This is a genomic window from Corynebacterium sp. HMSC034H07, assembly GCF_001815175.1.
GTDB lineage: Bacteria > Actinomycetota > Actinomycetes > Mycobacteriales > Mycobacteriaceae > Corynebacterium > Corynebacterium hiratae.
The window spans coordinates 1-19,853 of the sequence record NZ_KV819522.1; the positions used below are offsets into that span (position 1 = coordinate 1).

General features: G+C 60.8%; 21 protein-coding genes, 1 other RNA gene and 1 pseudogene. 16 read left to right on the forward strand and 7 right to left on the reverse strand.

The window, feature by feature from the left end:
* Positions 1 to 9: 9 nt before the first annotated feature.
* Positions 10 to 159 (reverse strand): hypothetical protein, encoded by a 150-nt coding sequence (locus HMPREF3009_RS13285; RefSeq protein WP_232760931.1) that lies wholly within the window; start codon positions 157 to 159, stop codon positions 10 to 12.
* Positions 159 to 1,262: a FecCD family ABC transporter permease gene (locus HMPREF3009_RS04520; RefSeq protein WP_070680299.1), complete on the reverse strand. Its 1,104-nt coding sequence runs from the start codon at positions 1,260 to 1,262 to the stop codon at positions 159 to 161. The genes HMPREF3009_RS13285 and HMPREF3009_RS04520 overlap by 1 nt, the downstream gene beginning before the upstream one ends.
* Before the next feature lie 126 nt (positions 1,263 to 1,388).
* Here HMPREF3009_RS04520 and HMPREF3009_RS13695 point away from each other — a divergent pair, with 126 nt between their 5' ends.
* Positions 1,389 to 1,541 carry a hypothetical protein gene (locus tag HMPREF3009_RS13695; protein WP_227485943.1) on the forward strand — a complete coding sequence of 51 codons (153 nt, stop codon included), beginning with the start codon at positions 1,389 to 1,391 and terminating at the stop codon, positions 1,539 to 1,541.
* A gap of 39 nt (positions 1,542 to 1,580) precedes the next feature.
* Positions 1,581 to 1,817: pseudogene (locus HMPREF3009_RS13700) on the forward strand (ABC transporter substrate-binding protein); the annotation flags it as partial.
* Between the two features lie 143 nt (positions 1,818 to 1,960).
* On the opposite strand, the gene HMPREF3009_RS04530 reads toward HMPREF3009_RS13700, so the two are convergent.
* Positions 1,961 to 2,389: an NUDIX hydrolase gene (locus HMPREF3009_RS04530; protein ID WP_070680302.1), complete on the reverse strand. Its 429-nt coding sequence runs from the start codon at positions 2,387 to 2,389 to the stop codon at positions 1,961 to 1,963.
* A 186-nt stretch (positions 2,390 to 2,575) separates the two neighbouring features.
* On the opposite strand from HMPREF3009_RS04530, the gene HMPREF3009_RS04535 reads away from it, so the two are divergent.
* A complete protein-coding gene (locus HMPREF3009_RS04535; RefSeq protein WP_070680304.1) occupies positions 2,576 to 3,778 on the forward strand; it encodes a S1 family peptidase in 1,203 nt (400 codons plus the stop codon).
* Positions 3,779 to 3,908: 130 nt separating this feature from the next.
* On the opposite strand, the gene hisN is transcribed toward HMPREF3009_RS04535, so the two are convergent.
* Both hisN and HMPREF3009_RS04545 read right to left on the reverse strand, forming a co-directional pair.
* Positions 3,909 to 4,682, reverse strand: a complete 774-nt coding sequence (hisN, locus tag HMPREF3009_RS04540) for a histidinol-phosphatase (RefSeq protein ID WP_049156145.1) — start codon at positions 4,680 to 4,682, stop codon at positions 3,909 to 3,911.
* Positions 4,675 to 5,502, reverse strand: a complete 828-nt coding sequence (locus HMPREF3009_RS04545) for an inositol monophosphatase family protein (RefSeq protein WP_070680307.1) — start codon at positions 5,500 to 5,502, stop codon at positions 4,675 to 4,677. Before HMPREF3009_RS04545 ends, hisN begins: the two co-directional genes overlap by 8 nt.
* A 69-nt stretch (positions 5,503 to 5,571) precedes the next feature.
* Between HMPREF3009_RS04545 and prfB the strand changes: the two genes are divergently transcribed.
* The 5 genes from prfB to HMPREF3009_RS04570 are packed head-to-tail and all read left to right on the forward strand — an operon-like array spanning position 5,572 to position 9,229.
* The gene (prfB, locus tag HMPREF3009_RS04550) at positions 5,572 to 6,678 is read left to right on the forward strand and encodes a peptide chain release factor 2 (RefSeq protein ID WP_070680310.1); all 1,107 of its coding nucleotides are present in this window, start codon (positions 5,572 to 5,574) and stop codon (positions 6,676 to 6,678) included.
* Positions 6,679 to 6,711: 33 nt separating this feature from the next.
* Positions 6,712 to 7,401 carry a cell division ATP-binding protein FtsE gene (gene ftsE, locus HMPREF3009_RS04555; protein ID WP_070680313.1) on the forward strand — a complete coding sequence of 230 codons (690 nt, stop codon included), beginning with the start codon at positions 6,712 to 6,714 and terminating at the stop codon, positions 7,399 to 7,401.
* Positions 7,402 to 8,304, forward strand: a complete 903-nt coding sequence (ftsX, locus tag HMPREF3009_RS04560) for a permease-like cell division protein FtsX (RefSeq protein WP_070680316.1) — start codon at positions 7,402 to 7,404, stop codon at positions 8,302 to 8,304.
* A gap of 54 nt (positions 8,305 to 8,358) precedes the next feature.
* Positions 8,359 to 8,862, forward strand: coding sequence for an SsrA-binding protein SmpB (smpB, locus tag HMPREF3009_RS04565; protein WP_070680320.1), 504 nt, complete (start codon positions 8,359 to 8,361; stop codon positions 8,860 to 8,862).
* Positions 8,863 to 8,872: 10 nt separating this feature from the next.
* Positions 8,873 to 9,229 carry a DUF488 domain-containing protein gene (locus HMPREF3009_RS04570; RefSeq protein ID WP_070680323.1) on the forward strand — a complete coding sequence of 119 codons (357 nt, stop codon included), beginning with the start codon at positions 8,873 to 8,875 and terminating at the stop codon, positions 9,227 to 9,229.
* Here the strand turns inward: HMPREF3009_RS04570 and HMPREF3009_RS04575 are convergent.
* A complete protein-coding gene (locus tag HMPREF3009_RS04575) occupies positions 9,226 to 10,497 on the reverse strand; it encodes an SLC5/6 family protein (protein ID WP_070680325.1) in 1,272 nt (423 codons plus the stop codon). The genes HMPREF3009_RS04570 and HMPREF3009_RS04575 overlap by 4 nt on opposite strands.
* A gap of 211 nt (positions 10,498 to 10,708) precedes the next feature.
* On the opposite strand from HMPREF3009_RS04575, the gene ssrA reads away from it, so the two are divergent.
* From ssrA to HMPREF3009_RS04615, 8 genes are all read left to right on the forward strand, one after another.
* Positions 10,709 to 11,088: a transfer-messenger RNA gene (gene ssrA, locus HMPREF3009_RS04580) on the forward strand.
* A 141-nt stretch (positions 11,089 to 11,229) separates the two neighbouring features.
* A complete protein-coding gene (locus HMPREF3009_RS04585; protein ID WP_070644784.1) occupies positions 11,230 to 11,916 on the forward strand; it encodes a DJ-1/PfpI family protein in 687 nt (228 codons plus the stop codon).
* A 232-nt stretch (positions 11,917 to 12,148) separates the two neighbouring features.
* Entirely contained in the window at positions 12,149 to 13,819 is a 1,671-nt protein-coding gene (locus HMPREF3009_RS04590) for an AbgT family transporter (protein ID WP_070680331.1), read from the forward strand.
* A gap of 4 nt (positions 13,820 to 13,823) precedes the next feature.
* Positions 13,824 to 15,179, forward strand: a complete 1,356-nt coding sequence (locus HMPREF3009_RS04595) for a M20 family metallopeptidase (RefSeq protein ID WP_070680334.1) — start codon at positions 13,824 to 13,826, stop codon at positions 15,177 to 15,179.
* A 174-nt stretch (positions 15,180 to 15,353) separates the two neighbouring features.
* Positions 15,354 to 16,385, forward strand: a complete 1,032-nt coding sequence (locus HMPREF3009_RS04600) for a siderophore ABC transporter substrate-binding protein (protein ID WP_070680337.1) — start codon at positions 15,354 to 15,356, stop codon at positions 16,383 to 16,385.
* 41 nt (positions 16,386 to 16,426) lie between these two features.
* Positions 16,427 to 17,422, forward strand: a complete 996-nt coding sequence (locus HMPREF3009_RS04605; protein ID WP_369799710.1) for an ABC transporter permease — start codon at positions 16,427 to 16,429, stop codon at positions 17,420 to 17,422.
* A complete protein-coding gene (locus tag HMPREF3009_RS04610) occupies positions 17,419 to 18,477 on the forward strand; it encodes an iron chelate uptake ABC transporter family permease subunit (protein ID WP_369816106.1) in 1,059 nt (352 codons plus the stop codon). Before HMPREF3009_RS04605 ends, HMPREF3009_RS04610 begins: the two co-directional genes overlap by 4 nt.
* Entirely contained in the window at positions 18,474 to 19,229 is a 756-nt protein-coding gene (locus HMPREF3009_RS04615) for an iron ABC transporter ATP-binding protein (RefSeq protein WP_070680340.1), read from the forward strand. The genes HMPREF3009_RS04610 and HMPREF3009_RS04615 overlap by 4 nt, the downstream gene beginning before the upstream one ends.
* A 411-nt stretch (positions 19,230 to 19,640) precedes the next feature.
* On the opposite strand, the gene HMPREF3009_RS13705 is transcribed toward HMPREF3009_RS04615, so the two are convergent.
* Positions 19,641 to 19,853: hypothetical protein (locus tag HMPREF3009_RS13705; RefSeq protein ID WP_232760934.1), on the reverse strand; the 213-nt coding region annotated here is incomplete at its 5' end.

Sequence of the window (19,853 nt, forward strand, 5' to 3'; positions counted from 1 at the left end):
CAACGCACTCTAAAACCGGAAGGGCCGGTTAAGGGGGAACTCGCCGATGCCGAGGCTGATGACCCACACGAGCGCGCTCGCGACCACGATGGCCGCGGTCCAGGCTTGCGTGCGCGGGTGGTAGAGGAAGCTGAACTTTCCGAGGCTGAGGTACTTCATTACAGGCTCACCACCGTTCGGTGCCGGACGAGCCAGATAAACGCCGGCCCGCCGAGCAGCGCGATGACGATGCCCGCCTGGAGCTCGCCGGGGCGCATGATGAGGCGGCCCACGATGTCGGCGCCGAGCAACAGGCAGGCGCCCGCCAGCGCGGAGTAGGGGGTCACCCACTTGTAGTCCGGGCCGGTGATGCCGCGGGCGACGTGGGGCACCACGAGACCGATGAAGCCGATGGGGCCCGCGGCTGCCGTGGCCGCGCCGGCCAGCAGGGTGATGGCCACGAGGCCCAGGATATTGGCGCGGGCAACGTTGGTGCCCAGCGCCTGCGCGGCCTCCGTGCCCAGATTGAGGATGTTGAGCGTCGGGCCCAGCGCCAGCGCTAGTACCGCGCCGATGGCGAGCGGCACGAGCGCAGGGGTGATGATGTCGAAGCCGCGTCCGGTGACGGACCCCGCTTGCCAGAAGCGGAGGGTGTCGAGCGCGTTGGGATCGATGTAGACGATGGCCGACGTGGCCGCCGCGAGGACGGCGGACAGGGCGGAACCCGCGAGGACGAGGCCCAGGGTGTCGCCGCGACCGATGCCGCCGGCGGAGAGCCCGAAGACGAGCAGCGCCGCTAGGCCCGCGCCGAGGAAGGCGAGGAAAAGGTGCGACTGCATGGACGTCAGCCCGAAGAGGAAGATGCCCGCCGCGACGAAGAGTGCGGCGCCCGCATTGACGCCGAGCAGGCCAGGGTCCGCGAGCGGGTTGCGGGTCAGGCCTTGAACGAGTGTGCCGGCTAGTCCGAGCGCAGCTCCGACGACGATGGCGAGCACGGTGCGCGGGATGCGCATGGTGGCAAGGATTCCGGCGATCTCGGCGACGCTGCTGCCCACGGTGCCGGCGGCCTGGGCGGTGTCGGTGTGCCCGCGCAGGATCTCCCAGGCGGTGGGCCAGGCCTGGGTGAGCTCTGAGATGGAGGTCGCCTTGGCGCCCAGTGCCAGGCTGGCGAAGACGAGGGCGACGAGTGTGGCCACGAGGAGGGCTAGGCCGAGGAGTCGTCTGCTGTGGCCCGCGGCGCGCGGGGTGCCCGCGGCCGGTGTCGGCAGAGTCGTCGATGTCATGTAGGTAAGGATAACCTTATTTCGACGATGTACGTGAATTGTCTCTCCTTGCTGGAGGTTCGTCGGCTTGAGATAGGTTCACCTAATGTTGGTTAGGCTATCTTTTCTCAATTCGACAGGCCTTTTATGCCTCTGCGGACTTCCCGCACTCGTCGCTCGGCCGCGGTATTCCTGTCGCTCGCCCTTGTCGGCTGGGGTGCGGCCGCATGCTCGTCGGACCCCGATTCCGGTGCGGCCGACAACTCGGTGGCGGCATCGTCGGCATCGTTGGCGCAGTAGGCATCGGCTGACGGCGACGCCGCGGCCTATCCGGTCACAGTGGCCACCAAGTTCGGTGACGTCACCGTCGAGGAGGCCCTGCGGCGCATCGTGGCCCTGGGCTGGGGCGACGCCGAGGTGGCGCTCTCGCTCGGCGTGCAGCCGGACCTTATCCTCATCCTCGACGTTCGTTCCTCGGGCGATCAAGAGCGCTACGACACACTGTCGGCTATCGCGCCGGTCGTGGGCATCCCGGAGGGCGCAGACAACTGGCTGACGGATCGTTCCACCCAGCTTGAGTGGTGGGGGAGACGTCGGAAAGCGTGGCGTCGGTGCTGTCATCGGTGGCGCAGCCGGCCAGCGCAAGGGCAAGAGAACCGGCGGCGAGAACGGGGAGTAGTCGCTGCGTAGTCATGGGGTGGAGTCTAAAACTTGGGAGGCTAGAGTTCCTGCAAGGCGGGGAATACCCTCTCCTTGAGTAACGGGGCGACATCGACATCCGGGGCGGCCGGATCGACCCACGCCAGCTCAGAGATCTCCTTATCCGGGTGTGCCACGGAGATTTCTTCTTCGTAGACATAGACGTGGGCGTGGACGGTCTGTGGGGCGTCGTTGGCGGCCGGGGAGATGTAGGTGGCAAGCCGGCGCAGTTTGGACATATCGACCACGGCACGTATGGCCTCGTGAGCAATGAGCTGGGCTGCGTGGGCGGGATTGATCGTGTCATCGATGGAGCCATACGGCAGGACAAACTCCGGGGTGGAGGTGATGCGGAGGACGAGCACGCGGCCGTGGGTATCACGCAGAGCAACGGCGACAATTTCCTCAATGTCTGCAGCGGGTGAAGGAGAATTGGAGGTCTCAGACATGCCTCCATAGTAGGGCCGCGTCGGGGTCGGGAGGCGGTGAAAGAAGGGAGGGGGCACCCGAAAACTGTCAGTAATGTAACGGGTTGGACACAGTCTCACACGTTAGAAACGGCCGCTTCGATGCGCGTGCCATCATGGGTAGGTCTTATAGACCAATACGAGAAGAAGTGAAAGAGGAATTGCTCAATGCGAAAAATTCCGCACCTTAAGAAAGTCCTCGTGGGCTCGGCTTTCGCAGGTGCGTTCTTCCTGGGTAACCCCGCGGCGGGTGCCCAGGAGCTCCCCACCATCCCGGAGATCGATTCGGCTGGTTTTGTTGACCAAGTGCGCGCGGACCTGAAGTCCGTAGGTATCGAGACCAAGCCAGTGGACGCAGCGCTGACCGACGCCGTCGACACCGCCGTCAACGGGGCTGCCGCAGCGGCATCGAAGGATGTGAACAAGGCGGTCGAAGGAGCCGTGAATTCTCCTGCGGCGCAGCGCGTCGCGGAGCAGGCGAACCTGCAGACGCAACTGCCGGCCCCGTCCGAGCAGCAGGACTATGCCGGCGCTGATGCCATCACGGGTGAACCGCTGACGAACCCGACTCCCATCGGGTTGCTGGAGGAGGCCACGCAGCCGGAGTTCGTGCCCCAGGGCACTGATCCGAACTACGTGTGGAAGAACGACCTGTTCTCCAAGATTGCGGCCGGTAAACCGCACGCGGACTATGTTCTGCACCGGGTACCCGGCTCCTTCTACGATGCGCCCCAGATCCCCGAGGAATCTAATGTTGCGATGACTGAAGGCAAGTCGCTGTACGGCCCGGGTACCCCGCTGTACATCCGTGAGGACACCATGTGCACGCTGACGGCTGCCGGCACGGATGCTGAAGGCCGCAAGGTCGGGATTACTGCCGGTCACTGCGGCAACGTGGGTGATCCGGTGTCTTCGGCGGATTCCTGGCAGGTAGGTCCGACCGGCACCGTGGTGTCCAAGAACGCGCAGCTGGACTACTCGCTCATCGAGTTCGGCTCCCAGGCAGAGGTGACCCGTAGCTACAACGGTGTGACCGCGTACGGGATCGGTGGGGCCACCCAGCCGGGTGACATCACCTGCAAGCGCGGCGTGGCTACCGGCCGCACCTGTGGCATGACCTTCCAGCACAGCCAGAAGATCACCATCAACCAGGTGTGCGCCATGGTTGGAGATTCCGGTGCGCCGGTCTTCCACAATGGCCGCATTGTCGGCTCGGTATCCCGCGGTCTGATTCCGGGGCTGCCGTCCTGCCGCACCCCGTGGCAGGGTGCGCTGCACAACCCGACGGTCGTGTCCAACACCGATGCCATCATCGCGGACCTGAACCGCCGCGAGGGCGTGGGTTCCGGATTCACGATTCCGGAGAACTAGAAGTACGTTTCTAACATTTAAGGCCCCAGATCGTTAACGATCTGGGGCCTTATTTGATCGAAATGACCTGCGGAGTGCGGTTCGCGGGCCGGCGCTGGGGGATGACGCTGGGGTGCGGCGCCGCACGCCGCTAGGAGAGGGCGCTGAGGGCGGCGTCGTGAAGCTTGCCGTTGGAGGCCAGCGCTGAGCCGCCGTGGGGGCCGTCTTCGCCGCGGACGTTGGTGAAGCGGCCGCCTGCCTCGGTCACGAGGAGCGCCGGGGCCGCTAGGTCCCAGAGGGAGACCTCGGGCTCGGCGGCGATATCGACGGCGCCTTCGGCCACGAGGCAGTAGTTCCAGAAGTCGCCGTAGCCGCGCAGGCGCCAGACCTTGTCCGTGAATGAGATGAAAGCATCGCGGTGCGGGCGCCAGCCTGACAAAGAGCTCATGGCCAGGGAGGCATCTTCCAGTTTGGAGACCTCGGAAACGCGCAGGCGTTTCGGTTCGCCGCCGAAGACGCGGTAGGCGCCGCCGCCCTTGGCTGCGTACCAGCGGCGCCGCAGGGCAGGGGCGGAGACAACGGAGACCACCGGCTCGCCGTCTTCCAGTAGCGCGATGAGGGTGGCCCAGACGGGAACACCGCGGACGAAGTTTTTCGTGCCGTCGATAGGGTCGATAACCCACTGGCGGCCCTCGAAGCAGGCCTCGCCACCAAACTCTTCACCCAGCACCTCATCGCGCGGGCGGGAGCGTTTGAGCGCCTCACGGATGGCCTTTTCGCAGGCCAGGTCCGCATCGGAGACCGGGGTCATGTCCGGCTTTTCCTTGACGGACAGGTCCGCAGCCTCAAAGCGGTGCATCGTGATGGCGTCCGCGTGGCCTGCCATCTCCAAGGCCAAGCCGAGGTCTTCTTTGTACTTACCCACGAAGCCATTCCTCCATCTGATCAACTACCTGTTTATTACCCGCGATACACCATTCCACACCGCCGGCCTCAACCTTGCGCGCCGCGCCGCCCGCGGCCAGCACTAGCGCCTGGCCGGGATACCAATCCCAGTCCTTGACCGAGTGCTGCATCCAGGCACCCCACGTGCCATCCGCCACGCAGGAGAGATCCACGGAACCCGCCCCCAGCATGCGCACGGTGGCAAAGTGTGGTGCCACCTTCTCCCACGCGGCGGCGATGTTCGGGTCGGTCATGGACGTAGGGTGCAGGTACGTCGACAAGCACAGTTTGTCGGCGGGGGCATCGCTGAGCTTGGCGACGTCCTTTCCGTCCAAGCTCGTGGTGTGGTCGCGGCCGCCGAACCAGGTATAACCCATGGCGGGGCGGTGGACGGCGCCGAGGATGACCCCTTCAGCGTCGACAAGCGCGAGCGCAGAGCACCAATAGTCGGAGCCCGAGGCGAAGTTGTAGGTGCCGTCGACGGGGTCGATGACCCACGTGCGGCCGGACTTCGACTCGCGGTTCGCGCCCTCCTCGCCCACGATGCCGTCCTCGCCGCGCAGGGCCTCGAGCACGCCGGCGACGAAACGCTCGGCGGCGAAGTCGGCGTCGGTGACGACATCGGAGACGGAGGTCTTTTGCTCGATGTCTACTCCCTGCTCGCGCAGGCGCCAGGCCAGGCGGCCGGCGTTATAGACAAGCGCCTGGGCAAGGTGAGCGTCGGTATCGTCCGCGTGGGCAACGATGAAGGTCTTGATGATGGCATCGATCATCTCGGTGAGGCTTGGCTGGTCACTCATGCCGCCTATTGTCGCGCTAAACGTGGCCGATGGCTAATCAGGGAGAAAGAATAAGTAGAGTAGGGGGCTATGCGTCCGGAACAAACAGCACGACTTGAGGAACTCAGCGCCACCTTGACCTCCATTGAAAAGGTGATGGACCCGGAGGCGGTGTCCGAGCGCGTGCGCGAACTCGAGGCCCAAGCGGGGGACCCGTCGCTGTGGGACGACCCCGACCATGCGCAGAAGGTGACCTCGGAGCTGTCGGCGCAGCAGGCAAAGCTGCGCAAGTTGAAGTCCCTGCGCGGGCGGATTGAGGATCTGCCGGTGATGGCGGAGCTAGCGGAGGAGGAGGGCGATGAGGCCTCCCAGGAACTCGTCGATACAGAGCTGAAGGAGCTCGGTGCCGCCATCGAATCGCTCGAGGTGACCACCATGCTCTCGGGTGAGTACGACCAGCGCGAGGCGGTCATCAACATCCGCTCCGGTGCCGGTGGCGTGGATGCCGCGGACTGGGCGGAGATGCTCATGCGCATGTACACGCGGTGGGCGGAAAAGCACGGCCACAAGGTGGATGTCTACGACATCTCCTATGCCGAAGAAGCAGGCATTAAGTCCGCCACCTTCGTGGTGCATGGCGAATACATGTATGGCCAGCTCTCCGTGGAGCAGGGCGCGCACCGCCTCGTGCGCATCTCGCCTTTTGATAACCAAGCCCGCCGCCAGACCTCCTTCGCTGAGGTCGAGGTGCTGCCGGTGGTGGAGCAGACCGACTCCATCGAGGTGCCGGATTCGGAGGTGCGCGTGGACGTCTACCGCTCTTCGGGCCCCGGTGGTCAGTCGGTGAACACGACGGATTCGGCGGTGCGCCTGACACACATCCCGACCGGCATCGTGGTGACCTGTCAGAATGAGAAGTCCCAGATCCAGAACAAGGCCTCTGCCATGCGCGTGCTGCAGGCGAAGCTGCTGGAGCGCAAGCGCCAGGAGGAGCGCGCGGAGCTCGATGCACTGGGCGCGGGCGGCAATGCCTCCTGGGGCAATCAGATGCGTTCTTATGTGCTGCACCCGTACCAGATGGTCAAGGATCTGCGCACTAACTATGAGGTAGGAGACCCTTCCAAGGTATTGGATGGGGATATCGATGGCTTCCTGGAAACCGGGATCCGGTGGCGCATGGCGCAGCAGGAGCCCTAGGCCCGAGTAACAAATGTTGCTAATGTGGCTTAAGTGATCACTTTCGAGAATGTGTCCAAGGTCTATCCGACCTCCACTAGGCCCGCGCTGGACAACGTGTCCTTTGAGATTGAGGACGGCGAATTCGTCTTCCTCATCGGCCCGTCCGGCTCCGGCAAGTCGACCTTCCTACAGCTCATGGTGCGCGAAACCAATGTGAGCTCGGGAGACATCTACTTCGGGGACTTCCACGTCAACACGTTGAAAGGCCGCGAGGTCAATAGCCTGCGCCAATCCATCGGCTACGTCTTCCAGGATTTCCGGCTCCTGCCTAAGCTCAACGTCTACGACAACGTCGCCTTTGCCCTCGAGGTCATCGGCAAACGCAAGGCGCGGATTGCCAAGCAAGTGCCCGAGGTCCTCGACATGGTCGGCCTAGGCGCCAAGCAGCACCGCATGCCGCACGAGCTTTCCGGTGGCGAGCAGCAGCGCGTAGCGATTGCGAGGGCCTTTGTCAACCGCCCCAAGCTGCTGCTTGCCGACGAACCGACGGGCAACCTTGATCCCTCCACGGCTGCGGAGATCATGTCGCTGCTCACCAAGATCAACCGTCGCGGGACGACAATCGTGATGTCGACGCACAACGCGCGCGCGGTCAACGAGGCCCGCCAGCGCGTCATTGAGCTACACAACGGCACGCTCGTGCGCGATGAGAAGAATGCGATGTATGGGGAGGCGGTTTAGGTGAATCTGGGCTTTGTTTTTAGAGAGGCTTTCAAGGGGCTTGGGCGCAATATCACCATGACCATCGCCATGGTGATTACCACGGCCATTTCGGTGGCCCTGGTGGTGGCCGGTGTTCTGGTGACCCAGATGACCAACGAGACCAAAGACATCTACCTCGAGCGCGTCGAGGTCATGGTCCAGCTCAACGAAGATATTTCCGCGAACGATCCGGAGTGCAAGGACTCTGCCTGCGCGGGGCTAAGGAAGAAGCTGGAAGCGGATGAAGACATCGAGTCTGTGAGCTACCGCAACCGTGCGGATTCTTATGAGCGCTTCGTGGAGTTGTTCAAGGAAACCGATCCAGTCATGGTTGAGGAGACATCCCCGGATGCGCTGCCGGCGGCCTTCCATGTGCGGCTGAAGGATCCGACGGATACCGCGCCTATCGACGCCATCGCGTCCGACCCCGCCGTCAGCGACATCATCGATCAGCAGGAGGAGGTGCGCAGCGCCGCCGGCAACCTCGACGCCATCCGGAATGCCACCTTCGTCCTGGCAGCGGTCATGGCGCTGGCCGCCATCATGCTGATTGCGAACATGGTGCAGATCGCCGCCTATCAGCGCCAGCGAGAGACCGCGATCATGCGCATGGTCGGTGCCTCGCGGTGGATTACCCACGCGCCCTTCATCATGGAGGCGGTCCTTGGTTCCCTCGGCGGTGTCATCCTCGCCGGGGTCGGTGTCATCGTGGGAAAGAACACGGTGATCGATCCGGCACTGAAGGACTTGTACCACAATCAGCTTCTGGCCCCGGTGACCGCAGGCGACGTGTGGACGGCTCTGCCTATCGTGGGGCTCGTGGCAATCCTGTGCGCTGCACTGACCGCACAGGTGACCATGCGCGCCTATGTGCGGACATAGCCCAACAGGCCTGTTGTGGGTTGTGCCTGGCAGTAGCGTAATATAGTGCGAACTATGGCGAAGAAGGCAAAGAAGAAAAAGGCGGCCGTCGACAATAACTCGACCTTGGCCACCAACCGACGTGCCCGCCACGACTACACCATCCTCGACACCCTGGAATGCGGCATGGTGCTCGTGGGCACCGAGATTAAGTCGATGCGCGAAGGCAAAATCTCACTGGCAGATGCCTTCGCCACCATCGACGACGGCGAGGTCTACATCCGCAACCTCCACATCCCGGAGTATTCCCAGGGTTCGTGGACGAATCACTCACCGAAGCGCACACGCAAGCTACTGTTGCACCGCAGGGAGATTGATAAGCTTATGGGCCAGGTGCGCGATGGCAATAAGACGCTGATTCCGCTCAAGGTGTACCTGAAGAATGGCCGCGCCAAGTGCGAGCTCGGCTTGGCCAAGGGTAAGCAGGACTATGACAAGCGCGAAGCAATCAAGCGCCGCGACCAGGACCGCGACATCACCCGTGAGCTTGGCCGCCGCGTCAAGGGGATTAACGCCTAACCTGGAAGCCATGATTTATACGGCTAAGGTTCATGATGTTATTCGGGAAGATGAGCAGCCGCGTGGGGTAGCGGTGCTCGTCGATAAGCTCTGGCCCCGTGGCGTGGCCAAAGAACGTCTCTCGTATGACCACTGGTTCAAGGATGTCGCGCCCAGTCCGGGGTTGCGTAAGTGGTGGGGGCACGATGCTGACACCTTCGAGGAATTTGCCCGGCGCTACCGTACGGAGCTCGACGAGAACGACGGCGAGGAGTTGGCGCGCTTGCGCCAACTAGCGGAGGATGGTGACGTCACCCTTCTCTTCGCCGCCAAGGACCGCGAGATTAACCACGCCACTGTGTTGAAGGCGTGGTTAGAGGAAAGCTAGACGAACAGTCCCCAGATGGTGGCACCCACGGCGATGAGGCCGGTGACGATAACGAAAACGTTGCTGGGGCGGCCGCGGAATTGCTTGAGAGCGTCGATGCGGTGGATGGCATACATCGGCAGCAGGTAGAGAATCGAGGCGATGAAGGGGCCGCCGATGGCCTCGATGAGACCCAGAATTGAAGGGTCGATGATGGCCACGATCCACGCACAGACAAAGATGATGCCGTGCATGATGGAATTGAGTTGTTTCTCCGAGAGCTTCTCGGTGGCGCGCGGCGCGGCGCTGCGCAGCAGGAAGTTGCCGCCCTCGGTAGCTCCCAGCACGTGGCCGAAGTAGGAGGAAATAATGGCGATCATCGCGATGATCGGGGAGAGGAATGCCAAGACCGGAACACCGGTGACGTTGGCCAGGTAGGACAGAACCGGCAGGTTTTGCTCGCGGGCCTCGGCGAGGCCGTCCGCACCAAGCGTGAGGGTGCAGGACCACACGAAGAACATGGTGAACACGGTGAGCAGAATGGCGGTCAGCGCCAGCGCGCGCGAGGCGTTCTCGGAGCTCTTCTCGCGGCCGTGTGCGGCGACCATGGCCAAAGAAAACTGGGAGATGGCGGGGGAGTGGTTAAAGGAGAAGACCAACACGGGGATGATGAGGGCGACAGCGCCGACGACGCGCCAATCATTGTTGCCCACCTCCATGAAGGAGGCGATATCCCAGCGCGGGATGAGGTAAATGGACAGTGCGCCAAGGCAGAAGATCAGCGGGTAGACCAGGAACTGTGTGACAGCCAGCACCATGCGTTGGCCAAAGGCGAAGACGATGGTCATGATGCCCACGAGGAGGAAGGACAACAGCGGGCGTGAAATCGTGGGTCCATTTAATTGGTTGACGATGAAGCTGTTAACCGTATTGGTGATCGACACGCCATAAATGAGGACGATGGGAAAGATGGCGCAGAAATAAACCACCGAAATGATAAAACCAGCGCTTTTGCCGAAGTAGTCCGTGACCACTGCGGTGATGTCCTCGCCCTGGCGTGGTGACGCACAAATCATGCGGGCGAGTCCGCGGTGGGAGAAGTATGTCATCGGGCCGATGAGAAGGGTGGCCGCGAGGAGGGGCCAGAAGCCGAAGCTGCCGGCGTTGATGGGGAGGAACAAAATGCCGGCGCCCACGGCGGTGCCGAAGAGCGAGATGGCCCATTCGGTGTTGCTGACTGGACGTTTAGCGTCTTCCGGGGAGCTAGTGGTTTCGGTATGTGTGCTCACTTTGCAGCCTTTAACAAAGTAGGGGTATAGGACTCACACACCTTAACAGCGTTTAAGTAGATGTTAATCACAAGGGGGTGCTTATGAAAGCTATGCCTCATGTGGCCTGGGGTGAAGCTTGCGGGAATAGGGGCAGGTGCAGTAGCGTTGAACGAACCGTAGGGCGCATAAAGATGCGTTCTGCGCAGCTTTCACAGCAATGTGTAAATGAGGGGTCGACTTGGTTTCGACTTCGTACATTGAGCCAGGGGAAGCGTGCCGGTGCAGGCTAGAGACCACCGTTAAGCGTCGTAGCAACCAATAAACGCAGAGAAGAACTCTCAGCGTGACTACGCCCTCGCTGCCTAATTTCAGCGACGCGTGTCTGTCAGCCTAGGTTTGGTTCCTGACCTAGATCCTGGCATCGACTAAGGAACTTGCCTGACCGGTTTGTTGTTCGGCCGGTTGGGGACTTTGAGAGCAACTGGGCCCATCATCCGGAGCGAGTTTGCCCGAGCCGGAGGGTCGAGTAGAGATCCTGTGCAGACTGCGCACGGAGAAGCCCTGGCGAGGTGACGAAGGACCCGGGTTCAATTCCCGGCGGCTCCACCAAAACCCCAGTTAGAAAGCGTTCTAGCTGGGGTTTCTTCGTGTGTGAAGCCCCCGGCTTAAATGGGGCGTGAAGCCGCCGGGAATTGAACCCGGGGCCCGGATGTTCGTCAGCGGCACTACGGCCTGCTTTAGGATGGCCGCATGTATTCCGAGCCTCTCCGCATTGCGGTCGTCTTGTTTGAGGGCTTTGAGCTTCTCGACGTCTTCGGGCCCGTCCAGCTGCTTCAAGCGGTGCCTGATGTCGCCGTTGTTTTCGCAGGACCGGATGGTGGGCCAGTTGCTAGCTCGCAGGGCGTGGAAGTGGTGCCGACAATGTCTTATGGGCAGATTGAGCCGGCCGACGCCCTTCTCATTCCCGGCGGCAAAGGAACCCGGCAGCTCGTGGGGGACGAATCTTTTCTGTCGTGGCTTCGTGAGGTGGGTGCACAAGCGCCTTGGGTCGCCTCCGTGTGCACGGGTTCTGCGGTCCTGGCGGCGGCTGGGCTCTTGGAGGGCTACACCGCGACGAGCAATAAGCGTGCCTATAGCTGGGCCACGTCCTTCGGGGGCGATGTGTCCTGGCAGCCGGAGGCGCGGTGGGTGCACGACCGCAATCGATGGACCTCCTCAGGTGTTGCGGCGGGCATGGATATGACGGTCGCGCTCATTGCGCACCTCGTATCAGACAGTGCTGCCATCAATGCTGCCAACTTTGCGGAATATGATGCGCACCGCGACAGTGAGTGGGATCCTTTCGCGCGGCTTTATGGGCTGGCGCCGGCGAGCGGTGACGAAGCTGAGCGTGGGGACGTAACGTTCGGGCAATCTGGTGACGCTCACGGTAGATAAGAGGCTAAAAACTGGCGATTTTTGGCCACTATTTACCGTGGGCGTAGTTGGGGAGAGCCTGTAGGTATGCGGAGGTGAGCGGGCGGCGAGAAAGCGGAGTCGGAGTAGGTCTGGCCGAACAAAATGTGATACGGAACAAAAATATTTGTTACCCAGGTTACATTCCCGTGGTAGCCTTTCTCCAACAGTGTGACGTGGAACACTGGGACTGACCCCTACGACAGGAGTACCCATGAACAGCCCATCCAATGCAGCGCCACAAGGCGGCGCTGGTACCACGGAGAAGTCGAAAGCAAATCCCGCCAAGGCTGAGCAAAAATCGAGTCAACAGTCCAGTGGGGGAATGCTGGATAAGTTTCTCAATGGCGTCGAATACATCGGCAACAAACTGCCGGAACCTTTCACCATCTTCCTGATTCTTTTCCTCATTACCGGCGTTCTCTCCACCATCATGGCGAAAATGGGCGTCGAGATTAAGATTCCCGGATCGGATGAGATCCAGCCGGTCAAAGGCCTGTTCACCGGCGAAGGACTGACGTGGTTCACCACCACAATGGGTGAGAACTACATCAACTTCCCGCCGCTGGTAACGGTGCTGCCCATCATGCTCGCAGTGGGAGTGGCAGAGCGCTCCGGAATGCTCTCTGCGTTGATTCGCAAGCTCTTCGGTTCCGCGAAGCCGTGGCTGCTTCCGTACGCCGTCGGCGTTATCGGCGTGACCGCCTCCGTCATGGCGGATGCCGCCTTCGTTATCGTCCCGCCGCTGGCCGCGATGGTCTTCAAGGCTGCGGGCCGCCACCCGGTGGCCGGTCTGATCGGCGGCTTCGCCGCCGTGGGTGCTGGCTATTCGACCGCCTTGGTGCCCACTTCCCTGGATGCGCTCTTTGCCGGTATTACGACCGCGGTTATGGATACCTTGCCCAATACTGAGTTCGCTCCGGTTAACGCGATGTCGAATTACTACTTCAACGTGGCTTCTTCCATCGTGCTCGGTGTGCTGGCCGGCTTCATCATCGACAAGGTGATCGAGCCGCGCATGTGGAAGCAGGAGGTTCCCACCGAAGAAGACATTGATCCCGAGGATGCCGCCGAGCGCGGCGACCGCGACGAGAACGGCGAGGAGCTCACCGCTGAGCTGCGCCCAGCCGAGTCCAAGGGCCTCATCTGGTCCGGTGTGGCCACGGTCATCCTCACCGCCATCATTCTCTTCGCAGTTCTTCTGCCAGAATCGCCGTGGCGCAATGAAGAAGGCGGCTTCTTGCCCAAGTCCCCGCTGCTGAACTCCATCGTCTTTATCGTCTTCGCCTATTTCTTGGTCCTCGGCGTGGTCTACGGCAAGGTTGTCGGCACGGTCAAGGGAATCACCGATGTTGTGAACATGATGATCGGCGCGCTCAAGGACATGATGAGCTTCCTCATCTTGGCGTTCATCCTGGGCCAATTCGTGGCACTGTTCTCTTGGACCGGTATCGGCACCTTCACTGCAGTGAAGGGCGCGGCTTTCCTTGAATCCATCGGGCTCACTGGTTTCCCAGCCATCTTCGCCTTCATTGCACTCGCATCTTGCCTTAACCTGCTGATTATTTCCGGATCCTCGATGTGGACTCTCATGGCGGCGGTCTTCGTTCCCATGTTTGCCCTGCTGGGCTATGAGCCGGCGTTTATTCAGGGCGCATTCCGCGTGGGCGATTCCGCAACCCAGATCATCACCCCGCTGAACCCGTACATGATTGTCATGCTTGGCTTCCTCCAGCGTTATGAACGCGAGGCGGGCCTGGGAACCCTGATGTCACGCCTCGTGCCCTTCGTGGTGCCGTTCTTTACGGCTTGGGCGATCTTGCTGGCCATCTGGTTCTATGTGGATCTTCCGCTGGGACCGGGCAACAACGTCATGATTGGTTAAGCGCATGAATCAACGCAACAATCCATCGACAGCGTATTTGGAAGCGATGGAGGAGGGCGTCGCCAAGCGCGTGGCGTCTGCAGCACCACCGGAAAAACAGGGAGAGGACTACCCAGGCCAGGCGAAGCTCTGGGATGCGGTGGCCGCGCGGGCTGAGGCCTTGCGGGAGAAGGCCGCGCACATCGTCGCGGACCTGCACGCTCACCCTGAAACGGCCTTCGAAGAACATCGTTCCATGGCGGTGCTCGCGGACATCGTTGAAGAGCACGGCTTCTCCACGCGCCGCGGGGTCTACGGCGTGGAGACCACGTTCGAAGCTTCCTGGCAGAGTGCAGATTTCGACCCTGAACGGCATCCCACCGTGGCCATCCTGGCGGAGTACGATGCCCTGCCTCAGATCGGGCACGCGTGCGGGCATAACGTCATTGCCGCGGCGGGCGTTACTGGATTCTTGGCGGCTACTGCCGTGCTGGACGACGCCCCTCCCATGTCCGGCCGCATCCTCCTCCAGGGGACCCCAGCGGAGGAAGGTCATTCCGGCAAGGAATACATGATCCGCGGTGGCAGCCTCGACGGCGTGGATGCCGCGGTGATGATCCATGGCTTTGGCTATGACATTGGCGCGCATGCCTGGGTGGGTCGGCGCATCCTACGCGTGACTTATCGTGGCGTGGCCGCGCATGCCAGCTCCCAACCCTTCATGGGGCGCAATGCGCTTGATGCTGCGAGCCTGGCCTACCAGGGGATTGGGCTGATGCGGCAGCAAATGCCGCCCTCGGATCGGGTACACGCCATCATGAGCGGCGGCGATCGCCCCTCCATCATCCCGAGCGAGGCGGATATGACTATTTACGTGCGCTCGTTGGGGACGCGCACGCTCATGGATCTGTCCGCCAGGGTGGAAGACATCGTTCGGGGCGCTGCACTCATGGCCGGTGTTGAGGTGGAGGTTGATTGGGATGAGCACCCGATGCCCCTGCCCGTGCGCAACAACGCGGCGCTGGTGGAGCGGTGGTCGGCCACGCAGGCGCGCCGCGGACGCACCGCGCTGCCCGCTGGGACGGTGCCGGATACGGTGGCCGCCTCGACTGACTTTGGCAATGTCTCTCACCTCGTGCCCGGCCTGCATCCAATGGTGAAGGTATCGCCAACCGACGTGGCCCTGCACACGGAGGACTTTGCACGCTGGGCTGCCACGCTGCAGGCGGTAGATGCGGCCGTTGATTCGGCGGCAGGTGTGGCACAGGTTGCCCTCGATTTCTTGGCGGATCCGGATTTCCGCCGCGCGGCGCAGGAGGATTTTGATAGGGAAGGGCCAGTGTCGGTGAGTGATCTCATCGCGGAGAAGGGGGAAGGCTAAGCGTAAATATTTTGTTCTAAAAGGCATGTCACGGGGTGGCAGGTGGTGGTCTGCTACCCCCGTCGTGAATTAGGAAACATAAGCGTGCTTGAAAGGTAAGCCCTACTTGAGTTAGGTTAGGCGCTGTCCTTATTTGCCAACTGTGGTTAGCCACACCTAATATGCAAGGAAGCTATGTTTAACCTTTCTCGCCGTGCCTCGCGCACGACCGCCGCCAAAGTTGCCGCAACTCTCTCGGTCGCAGCGCTTGCTCTCACCGGCTGCTCTTCCAGCCAGTCTGAGGAGACCGCTGAGCCGACCGAATCCGCGGCGGCAGGTGCCTCCACCATCACCCTGGAGGATAACTTCGGCTCGAAGGAAGTCACCCTCCCGGTGGAGAACCCTGCGGTGACGGATAACCGCGCCTTCTCTGTCCTGGCGCAGTGGGATATCGACCTTGCTGCCGCACCGCTGAGGCTGGTGCCGAAGTCCTTGCGTGACACCTACAACGAGGACACGGTCGAGGTTGATCTGGGCTCCCACAAGGAGCCGGACCTTGAAGGTCTGGTAGCTGCAGAGCCGGACGCCGTGTGGAACGGCCAGCGCTTCGAGCAGCACCAAGAGGATATTGAGAAGCTGCTCGAGGATGTCCCAGTGCTTGACTTCGAGCCGCGCGATGACGAAGACTTCTTCGACGAGCTCAAGCGCCACACTGAGGCTCTGGGCCAGGTTTTCGGCCATGAAGAGGATGCTGCGAAGCTCATCGAGGATTTCGACGCCGCTGCTGAGCGTGCTAAGAAGGCCTACAACCCAGAGCAGAAGGTCATGGCTGTGAACACCTCTGGCGGTGAAATCGGCTACATCGCTCCCGGCATCGGGCGTGTGTACGGCCCGGTCTTTGAGCTGCTTGGCCTGACCCCGGCCCTGGAGGTGTCCAACGCCTCCGATGACCACGAGGGCGACGATATCTCCGTTGAGGCCATTGCCGAATCCAACCCGGATTGGATCCTCGTCATGGACCGTGACTCCGCTATCTCCAAGGAAGGCCAGGATGTCACGCCGGGCGAGAAGCTGGTCAAGGACAACGCGGCGCTCAAGAACGTTACCGCTGTGAAGGAAGGCAACGTTTACGTGGCGCCGAATGACACCTACATTGATGAGTCCATCATTACCTACACCGAGATCTTGAACGCGCTTGCCGACGCCTTCGAGAAGGCCAACGCCTAAACAACTCTCTCGGCAGCCAAGGAGGAGACTAAACCGTGACGGTGAAGAGCAGCGCTGCGGCCGAGCACTCAGCTGTCAGCCCGCGCAACTCCCGCGGACCTGTGCTGACCTGGAAGCTAGGCCTCGGCGTACTCGGCGTCATCGCGCTGCTCCTCCTTTCCCTCATGGTGGGGGAGTACAGCATCCTCGATAATGAGGACGGCTGGTCCATGTTCTTCACCACCCGCGTACCGCGTACCGTGGCGCTCGTCTTGGCGGGCGCTGCGATGGCGATGAGCGGTTTGGTCATGCAGTTGCTGACCCAAAACCGTTTCGTGGAACCCACGACGACGGGAACCACCGAGTGGGCCGGATTGGGTCTGCTCTTTTCGCTTATCCTTTTCCCGCACTCATCCGTGCTGGTGAAAATGGTCATTTCGGTTTCCTTCGCGTTTGTGGGAACCATGGTCTTCTTCGCTTTCCTTCGCCGCGTGGCGTTGCGCTCCTCACTCATCGTGCCGATCATCGGCATCATGCTGGGCGCTGTCGTTAGTGCCGTATCCTCCTATGTGGCGCTAGCCACGGATACCTTGCAGCAGCTCGGAATCTGGTTCATGGGATCCTTTACCTCTGTCTATGAGGGGCAATACGAGGTCCTGTGGATCGTCCTGCTGGTTCTGATGGCGGTGTATTTCTACGCTGACAAGCTCACCGTCGCTGGGCTGGGTGAGGATATCGCCACCAATATTGGGTTGAACTACCAGCGGATGATTCTGCTGGGCACTGGGCTCATCGCGGTGGCGACGGGTGTAGTCACCGTCGTTGTCGGCGCATTGCCGTTCCTTGGGCTCATCGTTCCCAACGTAGTGAGCATGATGCGCGGCGACGACCTGCGCTCTAACCTCCCGTGGGTCTGCCTGCTCGGTATCGCCACGGTGACCTTATGCGACCTCATCGGCCGCACCATTATTTCTCCGTTTGAAATGCCCGTATCAGTCATCCTGGGCATTGTGGGTGCTATCGTGTTCGTCGTCTTGATCGTGAGGTCGACCAAGTGAGCGTACGTATCTCTATCCCTAAGACGAAGGAACCTGTGCAAACGTCACGTGCCCGGCGAAACGTGGGCAGCTTCCAGTCTGCTGCTGCGGCGCGAAAGTACTGGATCATCCTTGCAGCCTTGATCGTTGCCGGGCTGGTTTTCGCCTTCGGGCTCTTGGCCTATGACAACCCCATGGATTTTGGTACTCGCAAGTGGTGGTTGATCGCGCGTCGCCGCGCTGATGCAGTAACGGCCATGGCCATCGTCGCCGTATGCCAGGCCGTGGCCACGGTGGCTTTCCATACGGTGACGAACAACCGGATCCTTACTCCCTCCATCATGGGGTTTGAATCCCTGTACGTCGCGATTAATACAGCCACGATCTTTTTCCTTGGCGCCTCCGGCCTTACTCAGGCCCGCAACATGGGGACCTTCCTTCTTCAGCTTGTACTCATGGTGGGTCTGTCGCTCTTGCTGTACTCGTGGCTGCTGACCAGCCGCCGCAACAATATGCATGCGATGCTGCTCGTGGGCATCATTATCGGTGGTGGCCTGGGTTCGCTCTCGACGTTTATGCAGCGCATGCTCACACCCAGTGAATTCGACGTGCTCACCGCGCGGCTCTTTGGTTCCGTAAACAACGCGGAGAGCGAGTACTATCCCATCGCGGTACCGTTGGTCCTCGTGGTGACGCTGCTGATGTACCTGAACTCCCGGCAGCTTAACGTGCTTGCGCTAGGACGCGATGCCGCGACGAACCTTGGTGTTAACCACAAGGTCAATGCAATCTACACGCTGATTTTGGTCTCCATTCTTATGGCGACAAGCACCGCGCTTGTAGGGCCCATGACCTTCCTCGGCTTCCTTGTTGCAACCCTGGCCTACCAGGCGGCGGAGACCTACGACCACCGCTTCCTCTTTCCGATGGCGGTTGCCACAGCCTTTGCCGTTCTCACCGGTGCATACTTCCTGATGCAGCACGTCTTCTACGCGCAGGGCGTGGTCTCCATCATTATTGAGCTAGTGGGCGGCAGCGTCTTCCTTCTGGTCATTCTGCGAAAGGGCAAGCTGTGATCAAGCTATCCAAAGTGTCCAAGTCCTACTCCGGTGAGACCAACATCGGCCCCATCGATCTGGAGATCCCCTCCGGCGGTATTACCGCACTGATTGGGCCGAATGGTGCGGGCAAGTCCACGATGCTGACGATGATCGGCCGGCTTCTCGACGTCGACGAGGGCACCATCGAGGTCGCCGGTTACGACGTGTCCTCCACGAAATCGCAGGACTTGGCGAAGATCCTTTCCATCCTGCGTCAGGAGAACCACTTCATTACCAAGCTGACCGTGCGCCAGCTGGTGAGCTTCGGCCGTTTCCCTTACTCGAAGGGGCGTCTGACTGCGGAAGATGAAGAGATAGTCTCGCGCTACATTGATTTCTTCCACTTGCGTGAATTGGAGAACCGTTACCTTGATGAGCTCTCCGGCGGCCAGCGTCAGCGCGCCTACGTGGCGATGGTGCTCTGCCAAGAGACGGATTACGTGCTTCTCGACGAACCCCTTAACAACCTCGACATCTCCCACTCCGTGGAGATGATGAAGCATTTGCGGAAGGCCGCCAAGGAATTTGGCCGGACGATCATCATCGTTCTCCATGACATCAACTTCGCTGCCCGCTATGCCGACTATATTTGTGCGGCCAAGGACGGAAGTATCGTTTCTTTCGGCAGTCCGGAGGAAATCATGCGCGATGAGATTCTCACGCCCATCTTCGGAACCCCAATCACTGTTATCGATGGCCCGGATGGGCTGTTGGCCTGTTACCACTAGCTATTAACATGCGGATGGACTTCCCGACAGCCAGAAAACCGCCCCAGGACGAGCGCAAAAAGCGCCTCTTCCTGGGGATTTGTTGTTTGTTGGGGGTGTGCGTATATTTATCGAGGTCGCCGCGAGGTAGCCGGGAGGTTAACTGGTGGTAGATGTTCGGGCAATGTTTGTTTGGCGGGTTTGACTTTGGTTGAGCTTGTTGGGTAAGGTTGTTCGGGCCGCCGCAAGAGGGTTAACGTTTGGTTAATTTTTGTTGTGGTGTGCGGATGATGTTTGAGAACTCAATAGTGTGCCAATGTACTTTTTGTGTTGGTTGATTTTTATTGTTCTGGCCGTGATGCGTTGTATGTGTGTTGCGGTTGGTGTATGCCGGATGGCGCTTTTCCTTTTAGCGGCGTCATTGTAAACATTTTAAGTTGTTTGGGCGTATTGATTTAAATCTTCTAACTTTGCCAGCCTCCTTTTGTGCCCCGTCGGGGTTGGGGGTTGGTTTTGGATTTTTTCTTTATGTAATTTTTGGATAGCCAGTCCGTGTGGTGTTCGTGTTGTTTGTGCAGCGCGGGTGCGATGCACGGTGTGGTTTGTCTTTTTGACTAGGTTTGGGCTTTTCACGGCCTTTTTTGT